The organism is Fulvivirga marina (assembly GCF_016775155.1).
GTDB classification, from domain to species: domain Bacteria; phylum Bacteroidota; class Bacteroidia; order Cytophagales; family Cyclobacteriaceae; genus Fulvivirga; species Fulvivirga marina.
Genome location: NZ_JAEUGD010000066.1, coordinates 1,033,744 through 1,052,096, shown reverse-complemented (window position 1 = coordinate 1,052,096; position 18,353 = coordinate 1,033,744). Strand labels below are relative to the sequence as shown.

Genomic DNA, 18,353 nt, shown 5'->3' with positions numbered 1-18,353 from the left:
TATGTTTAAAAATATACTACTTGTTCTGTTTCTTGCCATTATAGCTCTAACTCAAAGTTATGGTCAGGATCCACAGTTTTCGCAATATTACGCTGCGCCATTATATCTTAATCCAGGGTTTACAGGTATTACACCCCAGCAAAGACTTGTAGCCAATCATAGGGTGCAATGGCCCAACCTTCCACAGGCCTTTTCCACTTATTCATTTTCATATGAAATATTTGTAGATGAATTAAAAAGTGGTTTTGGTCTGCTTGCAACAACAGATAAAATGGGGTCTGCCGGGTGGAGAACTACATATGCAGGTCTTTTATATTCCTATAAGGTACGTATCAATAAAAATTGGGTGTTTTCACCGGGGTTATATTTTTCTTATGGCAATAATGGTATTGACAGGGCCAAGTTGCAATTAAGAGATGGGCTGGAGTTTGACGGACAATCCATAGATCCCGATGTTAACAAATTAGGAAATCAGAACTATTTTGATTTTTCTTCCGGAGCTGTTTTATATAACAGGAGCCTTTGGTTTGGTGTATCAGCGTATCACTTAAATAGACCAAATTTATCTATACTTAATGAGGAGAGTCGGTTGCCAGTCAGAGTTAATATACATGGGGGAATGAAAGTCCCACTGTATAATGGCCCTAGGACAATTTCAAAGGTATCGTATATTACTCCGTCTTTTGTGTATCGGATTCAGGGCGCTTCATTTCAGCAATTTGATATAGGGTTGCAGTACCACATAGATCCGATTGCTGTGGGCGTTTGGTATAGAGGTATACCTATCAAGGGATCATTTAGGTCAGGAAACGAAACCATTCAGGTAGTACAGCAGGATGCGTTGGTGTTTATTATGAGTCTGATGTTTGGTAACTTTCAAGTGGGGTATAGTTATGATTTCACCATCTCAAAACTTAGTACTTCTACTGGAGGGTCTCATGAGGTGTCTTTAATTTATGAATTTGTGTCTAAGCCAATTAGACCAGGAGTGAAGAAGAAGAGTAAATTAATTCCTTGCCCTTCATTTAATAGTAAAGAAGGTTTCTGGAATTAATGCTTTGGGAACTATAATTACATCTTAGGTATTTACATCTTATAGGCCGATTCAGCAATTGGTCGACATTACTCTGTTTTGGCCGGTTCCCTTGGTCGACAGGCTCGTATACACTAATGTCTGTACTTGGTTTTGAACAATAACCGGGAAATGTTTGAAGCTGATGAACTTTAAGAAATTAATTCTTCTTACTACTTTTTTATTGATTCTGGTATTTCAGAAGTCTATTGCCCAATGTGGTGGGCAGATTATGGAGCCGGGCTTTGCTTTTTTAACAAGCAGTAGAGGGTGTGCTCCTTTCAATGTTGGGATCCAAACACTTTATTTATCTGCTACACCGGGTACGGTGTATTATGTAGACTGGGGCGATGGTACACCGGAAGAAACCTATGTACAGACTAATACTACAGGAGTTTCATTGACTCATGTTTACCCTAATTCACCTGTAGTGTGTGGTTATGATGTTATCATAGATGCAGAGAATGGATGTAACCCCAGAGGAAGTGTTGTACCTATTGAAACACAGGTAGTTGTCTGGACAAATGATGTGCTCTCCATAGATCCCGGTGTTTTTAGAGTTTGTCAGGGATATGCAGCTGATGTTCAGTTTATAGATAATAGCGATTGGAATTGTTTTCCCCGTCTAACCAGAGAAAATGGGGAACCCAGATGGATACAATGGATATACGGCACAGGAACTGCTGCTAACAGAATTCCCGGTATAAATGTTAATAGCGTAACTCCTGCTGCCTATCCATACCTTGATCCCGCACCATTAACAAACCCTAAATATCCTATATACGCACCTGGAGATCTGAGTTTGCCAGTGAATGTACCGGTGACAACCTCGGCAGACATTGGTAAAGAGTTTCAGATAACCCTGAAAAACTGGAATCAGTGTAACCCATATGATAATGACATTACTGATGGCAATGCATTTAACCCCGTAAGTGGAGATTTGGTAAATGGAGATAATGCTCCGCAAACGCTCAATGCAAGAATTGTTGTTGTGGATGCTCCACAACCTGATTATCAAACACATCTGGGTAATGCAGCCGGACCAGTGCAAAGTACCTTTTGCGTGGAGGAAGACATATATTTCGAGGATCTTACACCACCCATAGCAGGCGCAGGGTTTAATTATACCTGGGAGTTTTATGATAACAGTACGGGCACTGGTACACCGGTATTTATAAGTAATGCTGTAAATCCTATTTACGCATATACTACCGGAGGACAGAAGTTAATTCGTCTGATAATACAGGATGGAAATGCTGCTGGGAATTGCGAGGCGGTATATGATGATCTGGTATTTATTTCACCTACATTAGTAGCCAATATTGGTGTTACCGACTTATCAGGGAATCCCATAGCTCCTATGTTTTGTCAATCAGTTGTATCACCTGTCAACTTTGATGTTCATTTTACAGACAACTCTATCGGTGTACCGAATCCAACAACCCAATGGAGGTGGGAGTTTTATGATGAAAATGATGTGTTGGTGAGAGAAGAGCCGAGTGGAGGAGCCTTCTCATCAACGGTACTAGGTCCATTTGACGAAGTATTTAGTAATGTAGGTACCTATCGTGTAAAATTACTTATCAGAGATGTAGGGACTTCATGTATCAGTGAAGATGAAGTTGAGGTGATTGTATATGAGAGTCCTGAGGCCAATTTTTCCGCAGATAGAGTTTGTCAGGGAAACGCAACTTCATTTGAAGATCTTTCAACATTAAGCCCAATAAATGGGGAAAGTATAGTGAGCTGGGAGTGGGACTTTGATTATGATGGTGTCACTTTTAGTAAAGATGCTACATATGATAATCAGATCAGTTTTACCAGAGCATATGCTACATCAGGGGTGTATCAGGTAGCACTTAGGATTACTACTGACCAAAACAGCTGTTCAGATATCTTTGTCCAGAGTGTAACCGTTGATCCATTGCCATTGGCAGATATCACTCCAGACCAGGTTTCTGGGTGTAGCGAGTTGGTAGTTAATTTTACTAATAACGCAGTTGGCTCCCAGCCAGATGTAATAAGTGAATATATATGGGAAATTGATACAGGTTCTGGGTATGTGGTAGATTCTATTCAGAATCCGGTCAATCCGTCGTTCTCAAATGTCTATACAAAGAGTTTTATTAATGTTACTACCGCAAACAAAGTATTTAACATTAGGTTAAGAAGTATCAGTGTAAATGGGTGTGAAACAGTGAGCGCCCCAGTAGTCATAACAGTACTTCCAGGACCCAGATCAGGTTTTACATCCCTTAATTACTCTCCATTTGATGATAACTGTTCTCCTGTGGATGTCAATTTTGAGGTGGATAGTGAGACTCAGTCACTTAATCCTTCAGGCTATCAGTGGCAAATAAGTGATAACAATGGCTTGGTGTATCAGGAAAATACTGGCGGCACACCTGCATTTAATTATGAATTTGTTAACGATACAGAATCTGTTAAAAATTTCTATGTTACATTGAATGCCACCCTTCCTAGTGGCTGTAGCGGAGATTCTACCAGGATCATAAGGGTAAATCCGGTTCCTGTCGCAGATTTTGATATAGATACAATTGAGGTCAATTGTGACCTGATGCGTATGGAATTTGAAGCTACTCAGAAGGGGTTGACTAATTACGACTGGGAGATACTGGAAAATGGAACGGTTATTCTTTCCTCCAATACATTAGGGGATAGGTTCGAACATGTTTTTAATAAAACAGCAGTTGATCTGAATGTAGAAGTGAGATTGCAAACCACTAACTTTGCAAATTGCGAGAGTCAGGTAATTGTACAAAACTTTGTTGTCCCCAAACGAGAAGATATATTCGTGGCTTTTTCTGCTACCCCATTAAATCAGACATTACCCTCTTCCACTGTGTTCTTAAATAATACAACTAACGTAGGGCCCTGGACCTATTTGTGGGACTTTGGTAATGGAGATACTTCTACGGATCCTACCATCGGTCAATATCAATACGATACTTATGGAACTTATACCATTACTTTGACAGCTTCATATGGTGATTGCTCTGAGTCGCAGGTAGTGACAGTAACTATAGATCCAATTCCTCCTGTTGTGGATTTTGAGTACGACCCTGCATCGGGGTGTGCTCCATTGACAGTCAATTTTACAAACCTGACACAATATGCCGAGCCTGGTAGTTACTACTGGCAGTTTGGTGAGAATCAGGGCTCTTCCCGTGCTGTAAATCCATCATACACATACTATGAGCCGGGGATTTATACCGTGAGCTTGTCTGCTACAAATGTACTTGGGGATACTATTACAGAAACCAAGCCTCTGATTATTGAGGTATATGAGTCTCCAAATGCACAGTTTGAAGTGAGGCCAAATATCGTATACATTCCGGATAGTCCTCTTTATACAAAAAATAATAGCTATGGAGCATCAAGCTTCTATTGGGACTTTGGTGATGGAGCTACATCAGAAGAAGATGAGCCGGTACATTACTATGAGGAGGAAGGTACATATGATATTGTTTTGACAGCCAGCAATGAATTCGGCTGTATCGATACTACTCGGAGGGAAAGTATAGTGAAGGCAATTATAGGAGGTAGAATCCTCTTACCTAATGCATTCTCACCTAATTTGACGGGTCCTATTGGGGGTGAAACCGGTGGGATAGCAGGGACTAATGATGTCTTTTTACCTCTTACTGAGGGAATTGTGGAATTTGAGATGTTGATTTTTAACCGATGGGGTGAATTACTGTTTCAAAGTAAGGATAAGAATATTGGATGGGATGGGTATTACAAAGGAAAGCTCTGCCCGCAGGATGTATATGTATATAAGTTGAAACTCACTTTTGAGGACGGTACGCGAACAACCAAAGTAGGCGATGTGAATTTGATAAGGTAATTATGAAGAAAAGAATACTTGTAATCCTTTTGATGTTTTTGGCTATTAAGGTTGTAGGTCAGGACCCGCATTTTTCGCAATATTATGCTGCACCTATGTACCTGAATCCAGCCTTTGCGGGCACCGGTTCGGACCATAGGTTTATAGCTAATTACAGAAACCAGTGGCCCAACCTGTCCAACGGTTTTGTTACCTATTCTTTTTCATACGATTATAACCTGAATGACTTACGCAGTGGGGTTGGTATGCTTGCTACTGTAGATAAGGCAGGTTCGGCAAACCTTAGGTCAACATCTATTGGATTTATATATTCATACAAGGTACAGCTTTCAAATAAGTGGATTATGACCCCAGGCCTTTACTTTGGCTATGGGAGGCGTAATATCGATTTTAATAAGCTTGTGTTTGGTGATCAATTAGAGTTTAGCAACGACGGTCAGGTACCGACAACTGATCCGACCTTTGGTAACTTAGGCAGTACCGGTTACTTTGACTTTGGTACAGGTTTTCTAGTTTATAACAAGACCTTTTGGGCCGGGGTCTCTGCGCAGCATTTAAATAAACCAAACAGGTCTTTGCTGGGGGAGGAGAGCGAAATTCCTATCAAGACCTCTATTCATGCTGGGGTGAAGATACCTCTCTATAATGGTGTGTTTAAACGTGACAAGATTTCAAGTATAGCACCATCATTTGTATATCAAAATCAGGGTAGTTTTGATCAGCTAGATGTAGGGTTACATTTTCTCTATGAGCCTGTTATGATAGGTCTATGGTACCGAGGTATCCCTATACAGCAAAATACTAAAGATAATGTAAGTCAGGATGCTGCAGTACTGATACTCGGCCTACAGTTTGATCAATTTGAAATTGCATATAGCTATGATTTTACCATTTCTGAGTTAGGTGCAATATCAGGTGGCGCACATGAGGTTTCCTTGAAGTACAGCATGAGCCTTTCCATACGGTCGAAGACGAAACGTAAGGATAAGTTTATTCCGTGTCCTACGTTTGTTAAATAGTCCTTTTCAGGGTAGGTTATAAATGCTAAATTTGTGCTTTTATAATCGAAACTTTACGCAGACTTAACTTTAAGTCGGAGCTCTATGGACTATACTGCCCAAATTCTTAAAAATCCTATATTCAAAATTGTTGGAGAAGCTGCTGATGAGATGCAAGTTGAAACTTATGTTATTGGTGGTTTTGTACGGGATATTTTGTTGAAACGACCTTCCAAGGATATTGACTTTGTTTGTGTGGGAAGCGGTATTGCATTAGCAAAAACAGTAGCTTCCCGTTTGGGTAATGCCCGGGTAAACGTATTTAAGAATTTTGGTACGGCCATGATCAGTTACAAAGACTGGGAGCTGGAATTTGTAGGAGCAAGAAGGGAATCTTATAGAAAAGAAAGCAGGAAGCCTATTGTAGAAGATGGTACTCTTGAAGATGATCAGAATAGAAGAGACTTTACCATTAATGCACTGGCTATAGGGCTTTCAAAGCATAATTTTGGTAAGCTGATAGATTCATTTGATGGACTCAAAGATCTCAAGAGAAAAACATTGAGAACTCCACTGGATCCGGACGTAACATTTTCAGACGACCCATTGAGGATGATGAGAGCAATTCGCTTTGCTACTCAGCTCCATTTTGATATTGAACCGGATACATTTGACGGGATTGTGAAAAATGCTGACCGGATTAAAATTGTTTCAAAAGAACGGATAGCTGATGAGCTAAACAAGATTATTCTGGCAGATAAACCCTCTTATGGCTTTAAACTTCTTTTTCATTCGGGCTTGTTGAAACTGATCTTTCCTGAAATGGTTGACCTTCATGGTGTGGATATTATTGATGGAAAAGGTCATAAAGATAATTTTTACCATACATTACAAGTACTTGATAATACGGCCGACAGATCTAAATATCTTTGGTTGAGGTGGGCAGCAATATTGCACGATATTGCCAAGCCAGCAACTAAAAGGTTTGATAAAAAAGCTGGTTGGACTTTTCATGGGCATGAAGATAAAGGAGCTAGGATGGTGCCAAAAATATTCAGGAAACTTAAGTTGCCATTAAATGACAAGATGGACTATGTTCAAAAGCTTGTTCGCTTACATTTAAGACCAATTGCCCTTGTGAAGGAGAATATTACTGATACAGCTATAAGAAGATTATTGTTTGAGGCAGGTGATGATATTGAGGATTTAATGAAACTTTGTAAAGCAGATGTTACTTCCAAAAATGATGTTAAGGTAAAAAAATACCTCAGTAATTTTAAAAAAGTGGAAAAGAAGATGCGAGAAGTTGAGGAGAAAGATCGAGTCAGGAACTTTCAACCACCAATTACCGGGGATGAGATAATTGAAGCCTTTAATCTTCGGCCTGGAAGGGTCATTGGTGAGATCAAAGAGGAAATTAAAGAAGCTATACTTGAGGGCAAAATCAGGAATGATAAGCAGGAAGCCTGGAACTATATGCTTGAGGTGGCCCAAAAGAAAGGTGTTGAACTCAACTAAATTAATTACATTTGGGCATTTGGAATTTAACAAAATAAAAATGATAAATCTAAGAAGTGTATCTCTCATACTGATATTGGTAGGAATGGTATCTGGCCTGAATGCTCAGGAAACTCAAAAGACAGAGGGGCAAAAGCCAATGTCAGCACAGCAGGTGTTGTCAGCACATTATGCAGGAGTTTATCAAATGGCCATTCGTTATAATGATTATGGTGTGGCAAAGAATGCGTTATATAACCTCTATGTCGAGAATCCTCAAAATGACTCAATACTATATTCTTTATCAGCATTATACTTGCAATCAGGACAATTTGCCTCAGCAGCCATCTCAGCTCAGGATGTTCTTTCTATGCGTCCTAAGCATACAGCTGCTATGGAAATCATGGCTGTTGCGTATGAACGGTTAGGTTTAAAAGATAAGGCTTTGGATGGCTATGAGTCATTGTACCTTCAAACTGATGATTATCAAACCCTATATAAGATTGCCTTTCTTCAGTATGAAATGGGGCGATTAAATGAGAGTAAAACCAACATCGATATCTTATTAGGTAAAAAAGAAGCAGAAGATATGGATGTAGTCTTTGATATTGGTAATCAACAACAAAAAGAGTATCCTATAAAAGTAGCTTTACTTAATCTGAAAGGACTTATTGCTCAGGATGAGGGTGACAAATCCTCGGCCAAAAAGTACTTCAATGAAGCTCTGGCAATTTCTCCCGACTTCCCGTTTGCTAAAGAAAATCTGCAGAATATTGATAAATAATTTTCTGTTGATGCAACCCCCGTACTTCCTTTCTTGTCTATATGCATAAGGAAAGGAAGTACTTACTTGGGAGAGAAATTTCAAAATATTCATGCTGAAGTAATAGCACGATGCCTGCAAGGTGACCGGTATGCTCAGAGCCAGCTGTATAAGCTGTACTCAAAAGCCATGTTTAACGTATGTTACCGGATGACCAATAACTTTGATGATGCTGAGGACGTATTGCAGGAGGCCTTTATCAGTGCTTTTCGAAACTTACAATCGTACAAAGGAGATGCGGCATTTGGTGCCTGGTTGAAACGTATAGTTATAAACAAAGCCATAAACTTCATTAAAAAGAAACAGGTAGAGTTTGCTGAGGTGCAAGATAACATTGCGGATGAAGAGTATCCACCTGTTGAGTATACTAATGGAATGATGGACGTTAATCGAGTCAAACGTGCATTGACCTTACTTCCCGATGGGTATAGACTGGTTTTTTCATTATATTTAATAGAAGGTTATGATCATAGTGAAATCGCGCAGATATTAGGGATAACAGAGTCTACGTCCAAGTCGCAGTTCAACCGGTCTAAAAAGAAGCTTAAGGAAATATTACAGAAGGAGGTGATCTATGAGTGATCAGTTTAATGAGTTTATCCGTCAAAATCGTCATGAGTTTGATGATATGGAGCCAACAGATAAAGTATGGAGCGGAGTCTATAAGGGGCTTAACTCAAGCGTAAGTCGTCAGTATAATTGGGTTTGGAAGGCCGCTTCAATATTGTTTTTTATTACATCATCGGTGTTGTTCTACCAATTAAATTATGGAGGAGAGCCTAAATCGGCAGCCTTCAATAAGGAGAGTGTCAATGATGAGTTTTTATCTGTAGAGAGCTTCTATGTACAGAAGATTTCTGAAAAGAAGGAACTTATATACGATTTTGAAGAAAGTAATGTCATGGTTGATGAGGCCTTTGAACAAGACCTGCAAAAGCTTGATGCTATGTATGAAGTTTTGAAGGATGAATTGAAGAGTAATCCGAGTAAGAAAGTGGTGGACGCATTGATTCTCAACCTACTGGTGCGTGTAGATATATTGAATAAAGAACTACAGGAACTGGAGGATTATGCTAGCAAAAACAAAAAAGAAGAGCCTGAAAAAGAGGTGAATGTTTAGGTCTTTCTAATATTGATCTGTTGATAGGTCAACCTCTTCAATTTTAGAGTCAAGAACTCTTCCTTTCTCACATTTAAGTACACGTCCGGGGTGAGTTTTTACCAGTGTATGATCATGAGTTGCCATAAGTATAGCTGTACCGCTGTTATTGATCTCCTGAAAGAGTTTAAATATGCCCTGCGACACTTCGGGATCAAGGTTACCCGTTGGTTCGTCAGCCAGCAATATGGCTGGCTCATTGAGTAGTGCTCTGGCAATAACTACGCGCTGCTGTTCACCGCCTGAAAGCTGGTGTGGCATTTTTGATCCGACTGATCCCAGTCCTACTCTCATAAGTACCTCGGTGAGTCGTGCTTTCATTTTGGATTTTTCTCTCCAACCTGTAGCTTGCATTACAAATGTCAGATTTTCAGCTACTGTGCGATCGGGAAAGAGTTGGAAATCCTGAAAAATAATACCCAGCTTTCTTCGAAGCATTGGTACATCTTTCTTTTTCATTGTTTTGATATTGTAGCCTGCTACAATGATTTCGCCTAGCCTGAGATCAAGATCAGCATAAAGTGTTTTTAAAAGAGATGTCTTTCCGCCTCCGGTTCTTCCGATCAAAAATACGAATTCACCTTTCTCGATTTCGAAATTAACATCGCTGAGAATAGTTCGGTCATCTTGAAAAATAGAGGCATCCTTAACGCGCACTACCGGATCAGAGGAGAAAGACATCTTTTTAATATTTTTAGCTATTTACTTTTTTGTGGTCGGCAAGAAATTTCTCAAGACCTGCATCAGTTAATGGATGCTTAAGCAAGCTGGTGATAACATTTAAAGGACAAGTTGCAACATCAGCTCCAATTTCAGCACATTGTATCAAGTGCATGGTGTGTCTGATACTTGCTGCCAATACCTCAGTAGGGTATCCATAATTATCGTAAATCTGTACGATTTGTTCTATCAGGTCCAGGCCATCATATGCTATATCATCTAACCTTCCGATAAAAGGAGAAACATAAGTAGCACCAGCTTTTGCTGCCAATAAAGCCTGTCCTGCAGAAAACACAAGTGTACAGTTGGTTCTGATACCCTGCTCACTCAGATACTTAATAGCCTTAACGCCATCTTTGATCATAGGTATCTTTACCACGATTTTGTCGTCGATCTTGGCCAGTTCTTCGCCTTCTTTGATCATTTTATCAAACTCAGTGGCGATAACCTCTGCACTTACGTTGTTATCAACGATATCGCAGATAGCTTTGTAATGTGCAGTTACATTCTCATCACCTTTAATGCCTTCTTTGGCCATTAGTGATGGGTTTGTAGTCACACCATCTAGTACCCCAAGGTCGTAAGCCTCCTGTATTTCACTCAGGTTGGCAGTATCAATAAAAAATTTCATAAATATGTGGTTGTTGGAATATAGTTTCGAACACTAAGATATATCCAGAAATTGATATAAAAAAAGGCAAATCAAGTATCGCACCGCTACAACCGCCTACCCTTGCTACCTTCCGGTCCTGGGGGAGTTCAGCAGGAGCTGGTCGTACTGATTTGCCACTGCAAAAGTAGGAAGTTTAGGTGAATTGTAAAACGTATACGAGTATTAAATTAAAGTTTTTTATTTTTTTAATTGAAAATACTTCAGACTGTGCCCTATAGCTCAAGTACGCCATGAAATTATTTAGTTACATAGCTATTTTGCAAGAGGAAAAAAGTGTTCTAAACTATTGCCACGAACTCATGAGGTAGACAGGAGTTGCATTGCAGTATGAGGTGAAAAGAGGAACTGTAGATATTTTTTGGTTGAAAATAATGAGTGTTACTTGTTAAGTGATATGCATAGCATTGTTTAAAATGCAGACTGGGGGATGGATTTTAGAGGTTGGTTTTGTTATGTTGCAATGGGGCAAGAATGTCTTTGATTTGGAAATGGAGTTAACTATTTGGCCAGCCCCTTCAAATATAGGTTGAATTCAAGAGAACTGGATTCTATAAAACCATCTACATTCAGATCTTCGTAAATGTCCTGGTCAAACGTCATTTTCCTTTTTTCAATTTCTCCATTTTTGTGGATTGTAAGTTCAATACCATTGAAGTTTACAGGGTTTACTTGTACAATGATAGTGAAATCATCAAACTGACGTTTGAAATACTGATGAACAACATTTTGCATAGCAAGAATAAAATTTTTAGCAAAGATGCTGAATTTACCGGAAAATTTTGAGACTGAAAGATTAGTTATACGAAGGCTTAGGTGGGAGGATGCTCCTGCCATTTATGATGGATATGCCAGTATACATGAAAGTACCAGGTTTGTTTCATGGCCCACACATCAATCTATTGAGGATACTTATAGTTTTCTATCCATAAAAGAGGATGATTGGAAACATGGTAAAGACTATGCCTATGGTATAACGCTGAAGACCACTGGTAAACTTATTGGTGGTTTAGGTGCAATCAATGAGCAGGGAAAGGTGGCAATAGGTTATATTTTAAATAAGAACTTTGAGGGTGAAGGGTATACTACTGAAGCAGTTGCGAAACTCGTTAAGTTGCTTAATGAAATGACCAATGTATGGCGCATATGGGCATTATGCGATGTAGATAATATTGGTTCACATAGAGTGCTAGAAAAAAATGGCTTTAAAAAGGAAGGCGTGCTACAGCGTTGGTTCCGGTTTGTTAATCAAAATAATGCTATTAAAGATTGCATCTTCTACCTATACCTTAAGCCATAATTTGTTCTATTTTAGGTAGTTCTATTTTCTCAGCAAGCTCTTCTTCCAGCATGTCTGCCCATTCATCGATATAGATGATCACATCCTGCTTTCTGTTATGTTTCAGGTGGCGGTTATGGAGAGGAAGTCTTTTTAGAATTTTTATATCGGATAGTTTTTCAAGGTGCTTAAGATCATCAGTGTCCAGGCCGAAGTTAAGCATTTGGGTGATGAGATCATCCATTAGCAAACCGCTGGTAGGGCAGTAATCGTTAAGTTGTTCGTTCCAGTCTCCATGTTTATTCATAGCTCTTGAATGAATCTCTGATTTGCTAAGCTGGGTAATTTCCTGAGCCAGACGTCCACAATTACAGCTACCCATATGTCCCCATTGGTACTGTTGACTTTTCTCCAGGTTTTTAGAAGTTTGCCTTAATGCTTCTATAAGATGTGTACTTGCCTTTGCCATTGAATTGTACTTTTTAATAAAAACAAAAGTGACTTTTTTTAGTTCTTGTAAATTTTATCGCCCTAGGGTGTTTTTCATCATAGCTTTTGGCCGTTGATATAAGATCATTCTGAACTCTACCAAAAAAAATGAAATTTAAAGGATCATTAAACCTTATCAATAATGTATTTAAAAAGTTTAAACCTATCAAATACACTTTTGGCTTTAGGGATGGCTGCCATGGTTGTTGCCTGTGGTACATCCGAAGATAAGTCGAAGGTTGAAGAAACAGATAAAGTTATAGGGATCAATACTACCTATATTGATTCGACAGTAAGACCTGCGGATGATTTCTTTCGTTTTGTAAATGGTAAGTGGGTAGACCAAACGGAAATCCCTGGTGACCAGGGTAGGTGGGGGAGCTTTAACGAGCTTCGTGAAATGACGAATGAGACTGTGCTGAACGTACTTGAAAACGCGGGTAAAAGCAATAAATATGGGGAAGGTACAGATCAAAAGAAGGCCACGGATTTTTATGCCATAGGCATGGACTCTCTATTGGCAGAGAAAGCAGGAGCTAAGCCACTTGAGTTCTATTTTGAGAAGATTTCGAAAATTGAAAATGTAAAAGATCTTCAGAAGTATCTTTCTGAGCAAGAGACTTACGGGGGTGGAGCCTTTTTTGGGTTTGCAGTATTTCCCGATCTCAAAAATAGTAAGGTAATGGCTGCTTATGTTGGGCAAGGAGGATTGGGACTTCCTGATAGAGACTATTACACCAAAACCGATTCTAAATCCAAAGAGATCAGAGAGAAGTATGAGCAACATCTGGTTAGGATGCTGAAACTTTTGGGAGATGATCAGAAAAGTGCCGAAGGTCAGGCTCAAAGAATTATGGAACTTGAAACAAGAATGGCGGAGGCTTCTATGACTAATGTAGAGAGAAGAAACATACCTGCACTTTATAACAAGATGTCATTGGAAGATCTTTCCAAACTTGCACCTTCAATAGATTGGACAGAATATCTTGCCGATATGGGAGTTAAGGGTATAGATACCCTGATTGTTATGCAACCCAAATTCGTTGAGGAATTTCAAAAGATCACACAAGAGGTGCCGGTAGCTACGTGGAAAGAGTACTTGAGGTGGAGAGTGCTTGATTCCAATGCAAGTTATTTAAGCAATGAATTCGTACAGGCTAATTTTGAGTTCTTCAGCAAAGAATTAAGAGGTGTTGAAGAAATGCAGCCTCGCTGGAAGAGAGTACTGGCATCTACCAATGCTTCATTGGGAGAAGCTATTGGTAAATTGTATGTAGATGACGTATTCCCACCTGAAGCCAAGCAAAAGGCTCAGGAGATGGTGGAAAATATCAAACTGGCATTTGCCGATAGAATTAAAAACCTGGATTGGATGTCAGATTCTACAAAGGAAAAAGCTTTGGAAAAATTGAGGACAATGACTGTCAAAATAGGATATCCTGATGAGTGGAGAGATTACTCAGGTCTCGTTGTTGAAGGCGACCCGGAGAAATCTTCTTATGTTGGAAATATACTCAATGCGAATAAGTTTGCCTTTAATTATCAGATTAATAAAATAGGTAAACCTGTTGATAAGAAAGAGTGGGGGATGAGTCCGCAGACAGTAAATGCATATTTTAACCCATTATTTAACGAAATTGTATTTCCTGCAGCTATTCTTCAGCCTCCTTTCTACAACTATAAAGCTGATATGGCGGTGAATTATGGTGGTATAGGCGCCGTAATAGGACATGAGATATCTCACTGCTTTGATGATCAGGGAAGTAGATTTGATGCAGAAGGAAATATGAAAAACTGGTGGACCGATGAAGATGCCGTCAGCTTTAAAGCCAGAACTGGACAACTTATTGCACAATATGATGCGTATGAGCCCTTAGATAGTGTTAAAGTTAACGGAGCCTTTACTTTGGGCGAAAATATTGGTGATTTGGGAGGTGTTAGTGCTGCATATGATGGGCTTCAGCGTCACCTTGCAGAGCACGGTAATCCGGGACTCATCGACGAAATGACCCCTGAGCAGAGATTCTTTGTATCTTGGGCAACCATTTGGAGAATTAAGTATAAGGACGAAACCTTGAGAACACAAGTAAATACTGACCCTCACTCACCAGGTATGTACAGGGCCAACGGGCCTTTGGCTAATCTGGAAACCTTCTATCAGGCTTTTGATGTGAAGCCGGGTGATGGTATGTACAGGGCAGATAGTGTCAGAGTAAAGATTTGGTAAAATTTTTGAACTTTATTAAACTTGTTTTATAGTTTAATAAAGTTTGACTTTAATCAAATTTATAATGGGGAAGGGACGAGAGGCAAAAAGACGGCCTCTAAAAAAGGTGCTAAGGCCGATAGTAAGTAAAATTGAAAGTTTTACTTGCACATAAAATTTCCCTTTTATACTTTTGATCTGGATATGAAAAACAACTCATTAAATAACGCATGGTGGTGGCACTATACCAAAACTTGGTAGAACGGCGTTGTTATGAGATAAAATAGATCAAAACATTCAAAAGGCTCGCTGTTCAACAGCGAGCTTTTTTTATATTAATTAAAAATATAAGATGAGAACATTAATATATATCAATAAAGTATGGTGGTGGCATTTTTCGCATATCGGAGAGTGAACGACCATGCTATGCATATATTAAAAGGCTTGCCGTTCATACGGCAAGCCTTTTTTATTTTAAAACATTAACCAAAACACCAAAAAAGCCAATTTAATGAACAAATTCACCGTTAAGACCAACACCAGAAAACTACTGGCAGACACCCTGACCCCGGTAAGTATTTACCTTAGGTTACGGGACAAGTTTGCTCAAAGTATCCTGCTGGAAAGTTCTGATTACCATGGAGCAGACAACAGTTACTCCTATATATGTTGTTCTCCTATTGCCTCTTTTGAGGTGAGCAATGGAAAACTAAGGAGAGAATATCCAGGGGGTAAAAGCGAAATATTGGAAGTAGATAGAGGGAATTTGCTGGATGAGTTAAACGCTTTTAGAGAGTCTTTCATTACTGAAGAGTCTGAATATAAGTTTATCTCCAATGGGCTGTTTGGTTATATGGGCTACGACAATATAAAGTATTTTGAAGATATAGCTATAGAGCAGGTGAATGATGCCATACCGGATATGATTTACAAAATGTACCGCTATGTAATAGTCATCGATCACTTCAAAAATGAGTTATATCTTTTTGAACACAAAATAGATGAGTTTGAAAAGAAAGGAAACCTCAGTTATGTTGAGTCACTCATAAAGATCAATAATGATCCACAATTTGATTTTACTTTAAACGGGGAGGAGAAGTCAAACTACACTGATGATGAATTTCTCCAGATACTTACTAAAGGGCGCTCTCACTGTTTGCGTGGTGATGTTTTTCAGATTGTGTTGTCACGAAGATTTGAGAATGAGTTTCAAGGTGATGAATTTAATGTTTACCGTGCCCTTCGCTCCATTAATCCATCTCCTTACCTCTTTTATTTCGATTATGGAAGCTTTAAAATTTTTGGATCATCTCCTGAGTCGCAAATTGTCATCAAAGGTTCACAAGCTAGCATTTATCCAATAGCAGGTACATTTAAACGCACTGGTAATGATATGGCTGATGCAGAACTGGCACAACAACTCGCTGCGGATGAAAAGGAGAATGCAGAGCATGTGATGTTGGTGGATCTTGCTAGAAATGACTTGAGTCGTAGTTCGGAAAATGTTGCTGTAGATGTCTTTAAAGAGATACAATATTATTCGCATGTAATACACCTGGTAAGCAAAGTTACAGGGCAGCTTAACGGAGAGTCTTCTCCACTGAGATTGGTAGCCAGTACTTTTCCGGCAGGTACACTTTCAGGAGCTCCCAAGCACATGGCTATGCAATTAATTGACAAGTATGAAAATACGAGCAGGAACTATTATGGAGGAGCTATCGGCTTTATGGGGTTCAATGGAGATTTTAATCATGCCATCATGATAAGGTCATTTTTGAGTAAGGATAATACATTACATTATCAGGCGGGAGCTGGAGTGGTGGCAAAATCACTGCCTTCAAGCGAACTTCAGGAAGTAAATAATAAACTCGCTGCTCTAAGAAAAGCAATTGATATGGCTCAAAAACTTAACTGAATTACAGCAATGAAAGATATACTTTTACTCGATAATTACGATTCATTTACCTACAACATAGTTCATATCATTAAGGAATTGGGCTATGGAGAAGCTCTTAGCGTAATTCGTAATGATAAAATTACGGTTGAAGAAGCTGGTGCTTATGATAAAATACTCATCTCCCCTGGGCCAGGGATACCTGATGAGGCAGGTATACTTAAGCCGTTGATCAAGCGGTATGGAGCTGAAAAAAGTATTCTTGGAATTTGTCTTGGGCTTCAAGGTATTGCCGAAGTATTCGGTAGCAAGCTATATAATATGTTTACAGTGCTTCATGGCGTGGCAAGCGATATTTCAGTACTAGAGCCTGAGGATTACTTGTTTAAAGGCGTGCCTGAAAAATTTAAAGGTTGCCATTATCACAGCTGGGCTGTTTTACCTGAGTCTATTAACGGTAAGCTGAAAGTAACCGCCATTGATGAACAGAACAATATTATGGGATTGAAGCATGTGGAGTATGATGTGAGAGGTTTGCAATTTCACCCGGAATCAATACTGACGGAATATGGAAAACAACTTATTGGTAATTGGCTGAAGAACTAATTGAATTAGACTGATAACAGCCTTAGAACCTATACTTCATTACTAAAAATATTTACAGATGAAAGATATACTTAATAAACTTATTGAACATAAATCGCTTGATAGAGACTTTTCAAGGCAAATACTCATTGAGCTTGCCCAAGGGAAGTACACCCACAGTCAGGTGGCCGCATTTTTAACAGTTTATATGATGCGGACCATCACGGTAGATGAACTGGAAGGTTTTAGAGATGCTATGCTGGAACTATGTACACCTGTTGAAATTGATGAATATGATGCTATTGATCTTTGCGGAACAGGAGGAGACGGTAAAGATACCTTTAACATTTCTACGCTTTCGTCTTTTGTAGTAGCAGGGGCCGGACAAAATGTTGCCAAACATGGAAATAATGGGGTGTCTTCTATATGCGGGTCTTCCAATTTGCTGAGCCACTTTGGTTATGAATTTAGCGGCAATAAAAGTGAATTGAAAAGAAGCCTCGATGAAGCGGGGATATGCTTTTTGCATGCACCATTATTTCATCCTGCAATGAAAAATGTTGCACCTATTCGTAGAGAGCTGGGAGTGAAAACCTTCTTTAATATGTTAGGTCCCATGGTTAATCCCTCATTTCCACGCAAGCAGCTGGTTGGCGTTTTTAATCTGGAGTTGGCTAGGCTTTATGGGTATTTATATCAGAAATCGAATAAGGATTTTGTTATCCTGCATGCATTGGATGGCTATGATGAGATTTCTCTAACAGGAAACTTTAAAATGATTTCTAATAAAGGCGAGAAAATTCTAAGCCCGGATAACCTGGGACTGCCCAGAGTAATGAAAGAAGAGATATCCGGAGGTAAAACCATTGAAGAATCGGCTAAAATATTTATGAAAATATTGAATGGAGAAGGTACTGATGCTCAAAATGCAGTAGTAATCGCTAATGCAGGGATGGCATTGAACTGTGCTGACCAGACAGAATCAATGGAGGATAGTATAGCCAGAGCACATGCCTCTTTAGTATCAGGTAAAGCGCTAAGAGCATTCAACAGATTAGTAAATAAAAAGAGAACTTTTACAACAGCATAAACC

Annotated in this window: 16 protein-coding genes and 1 other RNA gene; 12 read left to right on the top strand and 5 right to left on the bottom strand. The window is 39.2% G+C overall.

The annotated features are described in order from the left end of the window. The first annotated feature begins 1 nt into the window (after window position 1). The 7 genes from JMN32_RS24460 (at window position 2) to JMN32_RS24430 (ending at window position 9,378) form a co-directional block, all read left to right on the top strand. Window positions 2–1,054: a PorP/SprF family type IX secretion system membrane protein gene (locus tag JMN32_RS24460; protein ID WP_202859010.1), complete on the top strand. Its 1,053-nt coding sequence runs from the start codon at window positions 2–4 to the stop codon at window positions 1,052–1,054. A 163-nt stretch (window positions 1,055–1,217) separates the two neighbouring features. Beyond that, window positions 1,218–4,940 (top strand): PKD domain-containing protein, encoded by a 3,723-nt coding sequence (locus tag JMN32_RS24455; RefSeq protein ID WP_202859009.1) that lies wholly within the window; start codon window positions 1,218–1,220, stop codon window positions 4,938–4,940. A gap of 2 nt (window positions 4,941–4,942) precedes the next feature. Beyond that, window positions 4,943–5,959 (top strand): PorP/SprF family type IX secretion system membrane protein, encoded by a 1,017-nt coding sequence (locus JMN32_RS24450; protein ID WP_202859008.1) that lies wholly within the window; start codon window positions 4,943–4,945, stop codon window positions 5,957–5,959. Window positions 5,960–6,043: 84 nt separating this feature from the next. Next, complete coding sequence (locus tag JMN32_RS24445; protein WP_202859007.1) at window positions 6,044–7,456, top strand: CCA tRNA nucleotidyltransferase; 1,413 nt, start codon at window positions 6,044–6,046, stop codon at window positions 7,454–7,456. Between the two features lie 40 nt (window positions 7,457–7,496). Further along, window positions 7,497–8,219: a tetratricopeptide repeat protein gene (locus JMN32_RS24440; RefSeq protein ID WP_202859006.1), complete on the top strand. Its 723-nt coding sequence runs from the start codon at window positions 7,497–7,499 to the stop codon at window positions 8,217–8,219. A 39-nt stretch (window positions 8,220–8,258) separates the two neighbouring features. Next, entirely contained in the window at window positions 8,259–8,840 is a 582-nt protein-coding gene (locus JMN32_RS24435; RefSeq protein WP_394369192.1) for an RNA polymerase sigma factor, read from the top strand. Continuing rightward, window positions 8,833–9,378: a hypothetical protein gene (locus JMN32_RS24430; RefSeq protein ID WP_202859005.1), complete on the top strand. Its 546-nt coding sequence runs from the start codon at window positions 8,833–8,835 to the stop codon at window positions 9,376–9,378. Before JMN32_RS24435 ends, JMN32_RS24430 begins: the two co-directional genes overlap by 8 nt. A gap of 6 nt (window positions 9,379–9,384) precedes the next feature. On the opposite strand, the gene JMN32_RS24425 is transcribed toward JMN32_RS24430, so the two are convergent. From JMN32_RS24425 to JMN32_RS24410, 4 genes are all read right to left on the bottom strand, one after another. Then, the gene (locus JMN32_RS24425; RefSeq protein ID WP_202859004.1) at window positions 9,385–10,098 is read right to left on the bottom strand and encodes a cell division ATP-binding protein FtsE; all 714 of its coding nucleotides are present in this window, start codon (window positions 10,096–10,098) and stop codon (window positions 9,385–9,387) included. Window positions 10,099–10,111: 13 nt separating this feature from the next. Then, complete coding sequence (gene fsa / locus JMN32_RS24420) at window positions 10,112–10,768, bottom strand: fructose-6-phosphate aldolase (protein ID WP_202859003.1); 657 nt, start codon at window positions 10,766–10,768, stop codon at window positions 10,112–10,114. Window positions 10,769–10,828: 60 nt separating this feature from the next. Continuing rightward, window positions 10,829–10,927, bottom strand: an RNA gene (gene ffs / locus JMN32_RS24415) — signal recognition particle sRNA small type. Window positions 10,928–11,308: 381 nt separating this feature from the next. After that, a complete protein-coding gene (locus tag JMN32_RS24410) occupies window positions 11,309–11,542 on the bottom strand; it encodes a hypothetical protein (protein WP_202859002.1) in 234 nt (77 codons plus the stop codon). A 25-nt stretch (window positions 11,543–11,567) separates the two neighbouring features. Between JMN32_RS24410 and JMN32_RS24405 the strand changes: the two genes are divergently transcribed. Further along, complete coding sequence (locus JMN32_RS24405; RefSeq protein ID WP_202859001.1) at window positions 11,568–12,107, top strand: GNAT family N-acetyltransferase; 540 nt, start codon at window positions 11,568–11,570, stop codon at window positions 12,105–12,107. Here JMN32_RS24405 and JMN32_RS24400 read toward each other — a convergent pair. Beyond that, the gene (locus JMN32_RS24400; RefSeq protein ID WP_202859000.1) at window positions 12,097–12,555 is read right to left on the bottom strand and encodes a hypothetical protein; all 459 of its coding nucleotides are present in this window, start codon (window positions 12,553–12,555) and stop codon (window positions 12,097–12,099) included. The two genes, JMN32_RS24405 and JMN32_RS24400, sit on opposite strands and share 11 nt — an antisense overlap. A 162-nt stretch (window positions 12,556–12,717) precedes the next feature. On the opposite strand from JMN32_RS24400, the gene JMN32_RS24395 reads away from it, so the two are divergent. The 4 genes from JMN32_RS24395 to trpD all read left to right on the top strand — a co-directional run bounded on the left by JMN32_RS24395 (window position 12,718) and on the right by trpD (window position 18,350). Next, window positions 12,718–14,802 carry a M13 family metallopeptidase gene (locus JMN32_RS24395; RefSeq protein WP_202858999.1) on the top strand — a complete coding sequence of 695 codons (2,085 nt, stop codon included), beginning with the start codon at window positions 12,718–12,720 and terminating at the stop codon, window positions 14,800–14,802. Between the two features lie 490 nt (window positions 14,803–15,292). Then, entirely contained in the window at window positions 15,293–16,696 is a 1,404-nt protein-coding gene (locus JMN32_RS24390; protein ID WP_202858998.1) for an anthranilate synthase component I family protein, read from the top strand. 9 nt (window positions 16,697–16,705) lie between these two features. Next, window positions 16,706–17,281: an anthranilate synthase component II gene (locus JMN32_RS24385; protein ID WP_202858997.1), complete on the top strand. Its 576-nt coding sequence runs from the start codon at window positions 16,706–16,708 to the stop codon at window positions 17,279–17,281. A gap of 58 nt (window positions 17,282–17,339) precedes the next feature. Further along, window positions 17,340–18,350, top strand: coding sequence for an anthranilate phosphoribosyltransferase (trpD, locus tag JMN32_RS24380; RefSeq protein ID WP_202858996.1), 1,011 nt, complete (start codon window positions 17,340–17,342; stop codon window positions 18,348–18,350). The last annotated feature ends 3 nt before the right edge of the window (window positions 18,351–18,353 follow it).

Bases quoted from the DNA above. Each gene is read 5' to 3' on its own strand.
- JMN32_RS24460 (WP_202859010.1), top strand. From the start codon at position 2: ATGTTTAAAAATATACTACTTGTTCTGTTTCTTGCCATTATAGCTCTA.
- JMN32_RS24455 (WP_202859009.1), top strand. From the start codon at position 1,218: ATGAACTTTAAGAAATTAATTCTTCTTACTACTTTTTTATTGATTCTG.
- JMN32_RS24450 (WP_202859008.1), top strand. From the start codon at position 4,943: ATGAAGAAAAGAATACTTGTAATCCTTTTGATGTTTTTGGCTATTAAG.
- JMN32_RS24445 (WP_202859007.1), top strand. From the start codon at position 6,044: ATGGACTATACTGCCCAAATTCTTAAAAATCCTATATTCAAAATTGTT.
- JMN32_RS24440 (WP_202859006.1), top strand. From the start codon at position 7,497: ATGATAAATCTAAGAAGTGTATCTCTCATACTGATATTGGTAGGAATG.
- JMN32_RS24430 (WP_202859005.1), top strand. From the start codon at position 8,833: ATGAGTGATCAGTTTAATGAGTTTATCCGTCAAAATCGTCATGAGTTT.
- JMN32_RS24425 (WP_202859004.1), bottom strand. From the start codon at position 10,098: ATGTCTTTCTCCTCTGATCCGGTAGTGCGCGTTAAGGATGCCTCTATT.
- fsa (WP_202859003.1), bottom strand. From the start codon at position 10,768: ATGAAATTTTTTATTGATACTGCCAACCTGAGTGAAATACAGGAGGCT.
- JMN32_RS24410 (WP_202859002.1), bottom strand. From the start codon at position 11,542: ATGCAAAATGTTGTTCATCAGTATTTCAAACGTCAGTTTGATGATTTC.
- JMN32_RS24405 (WP_202859001.1), top strand. From the start codon at position 11,568: ATGCTGAATTTACCGGAAAATTTTGAGACTGAAAGATTAGTTATACGA.
- JMN32_RS24400 (WP_202859000.1), bottom strand. From the start codon at position 12,555: ATGGCAAAGGCAAGTACACATCTTATAGAAGCATTAAGGCAAACTTCT.
- JMN32_RS24395 (WP_202858999.1), top strand. From the start codon at position 12,718: ATGTATTTAAAAAGTTTAAACCTATCAAATACACTTTTGGCTTTAGGG.
- JMN32_RS24390 (WP_202858998.1), top strand. From the start codon at position 15,293: ATGAACAAATTCACCGTTAAGACCAACACCAGAAAACTACTGGCAGAC.
- JMN32_RS24385 (WP_202858997.1), top strand. From the start codon at position 16,706: ATGAAAGATATACTTTTACTCGATAATTACGATTCATTTACCTACAAC.
- trpD (WP_202858996.1), top strand. From the start codon at position 17,340: ATGAAAGATATACTTAATAAACTTATTGAACATAAATCGCTTGATAGA.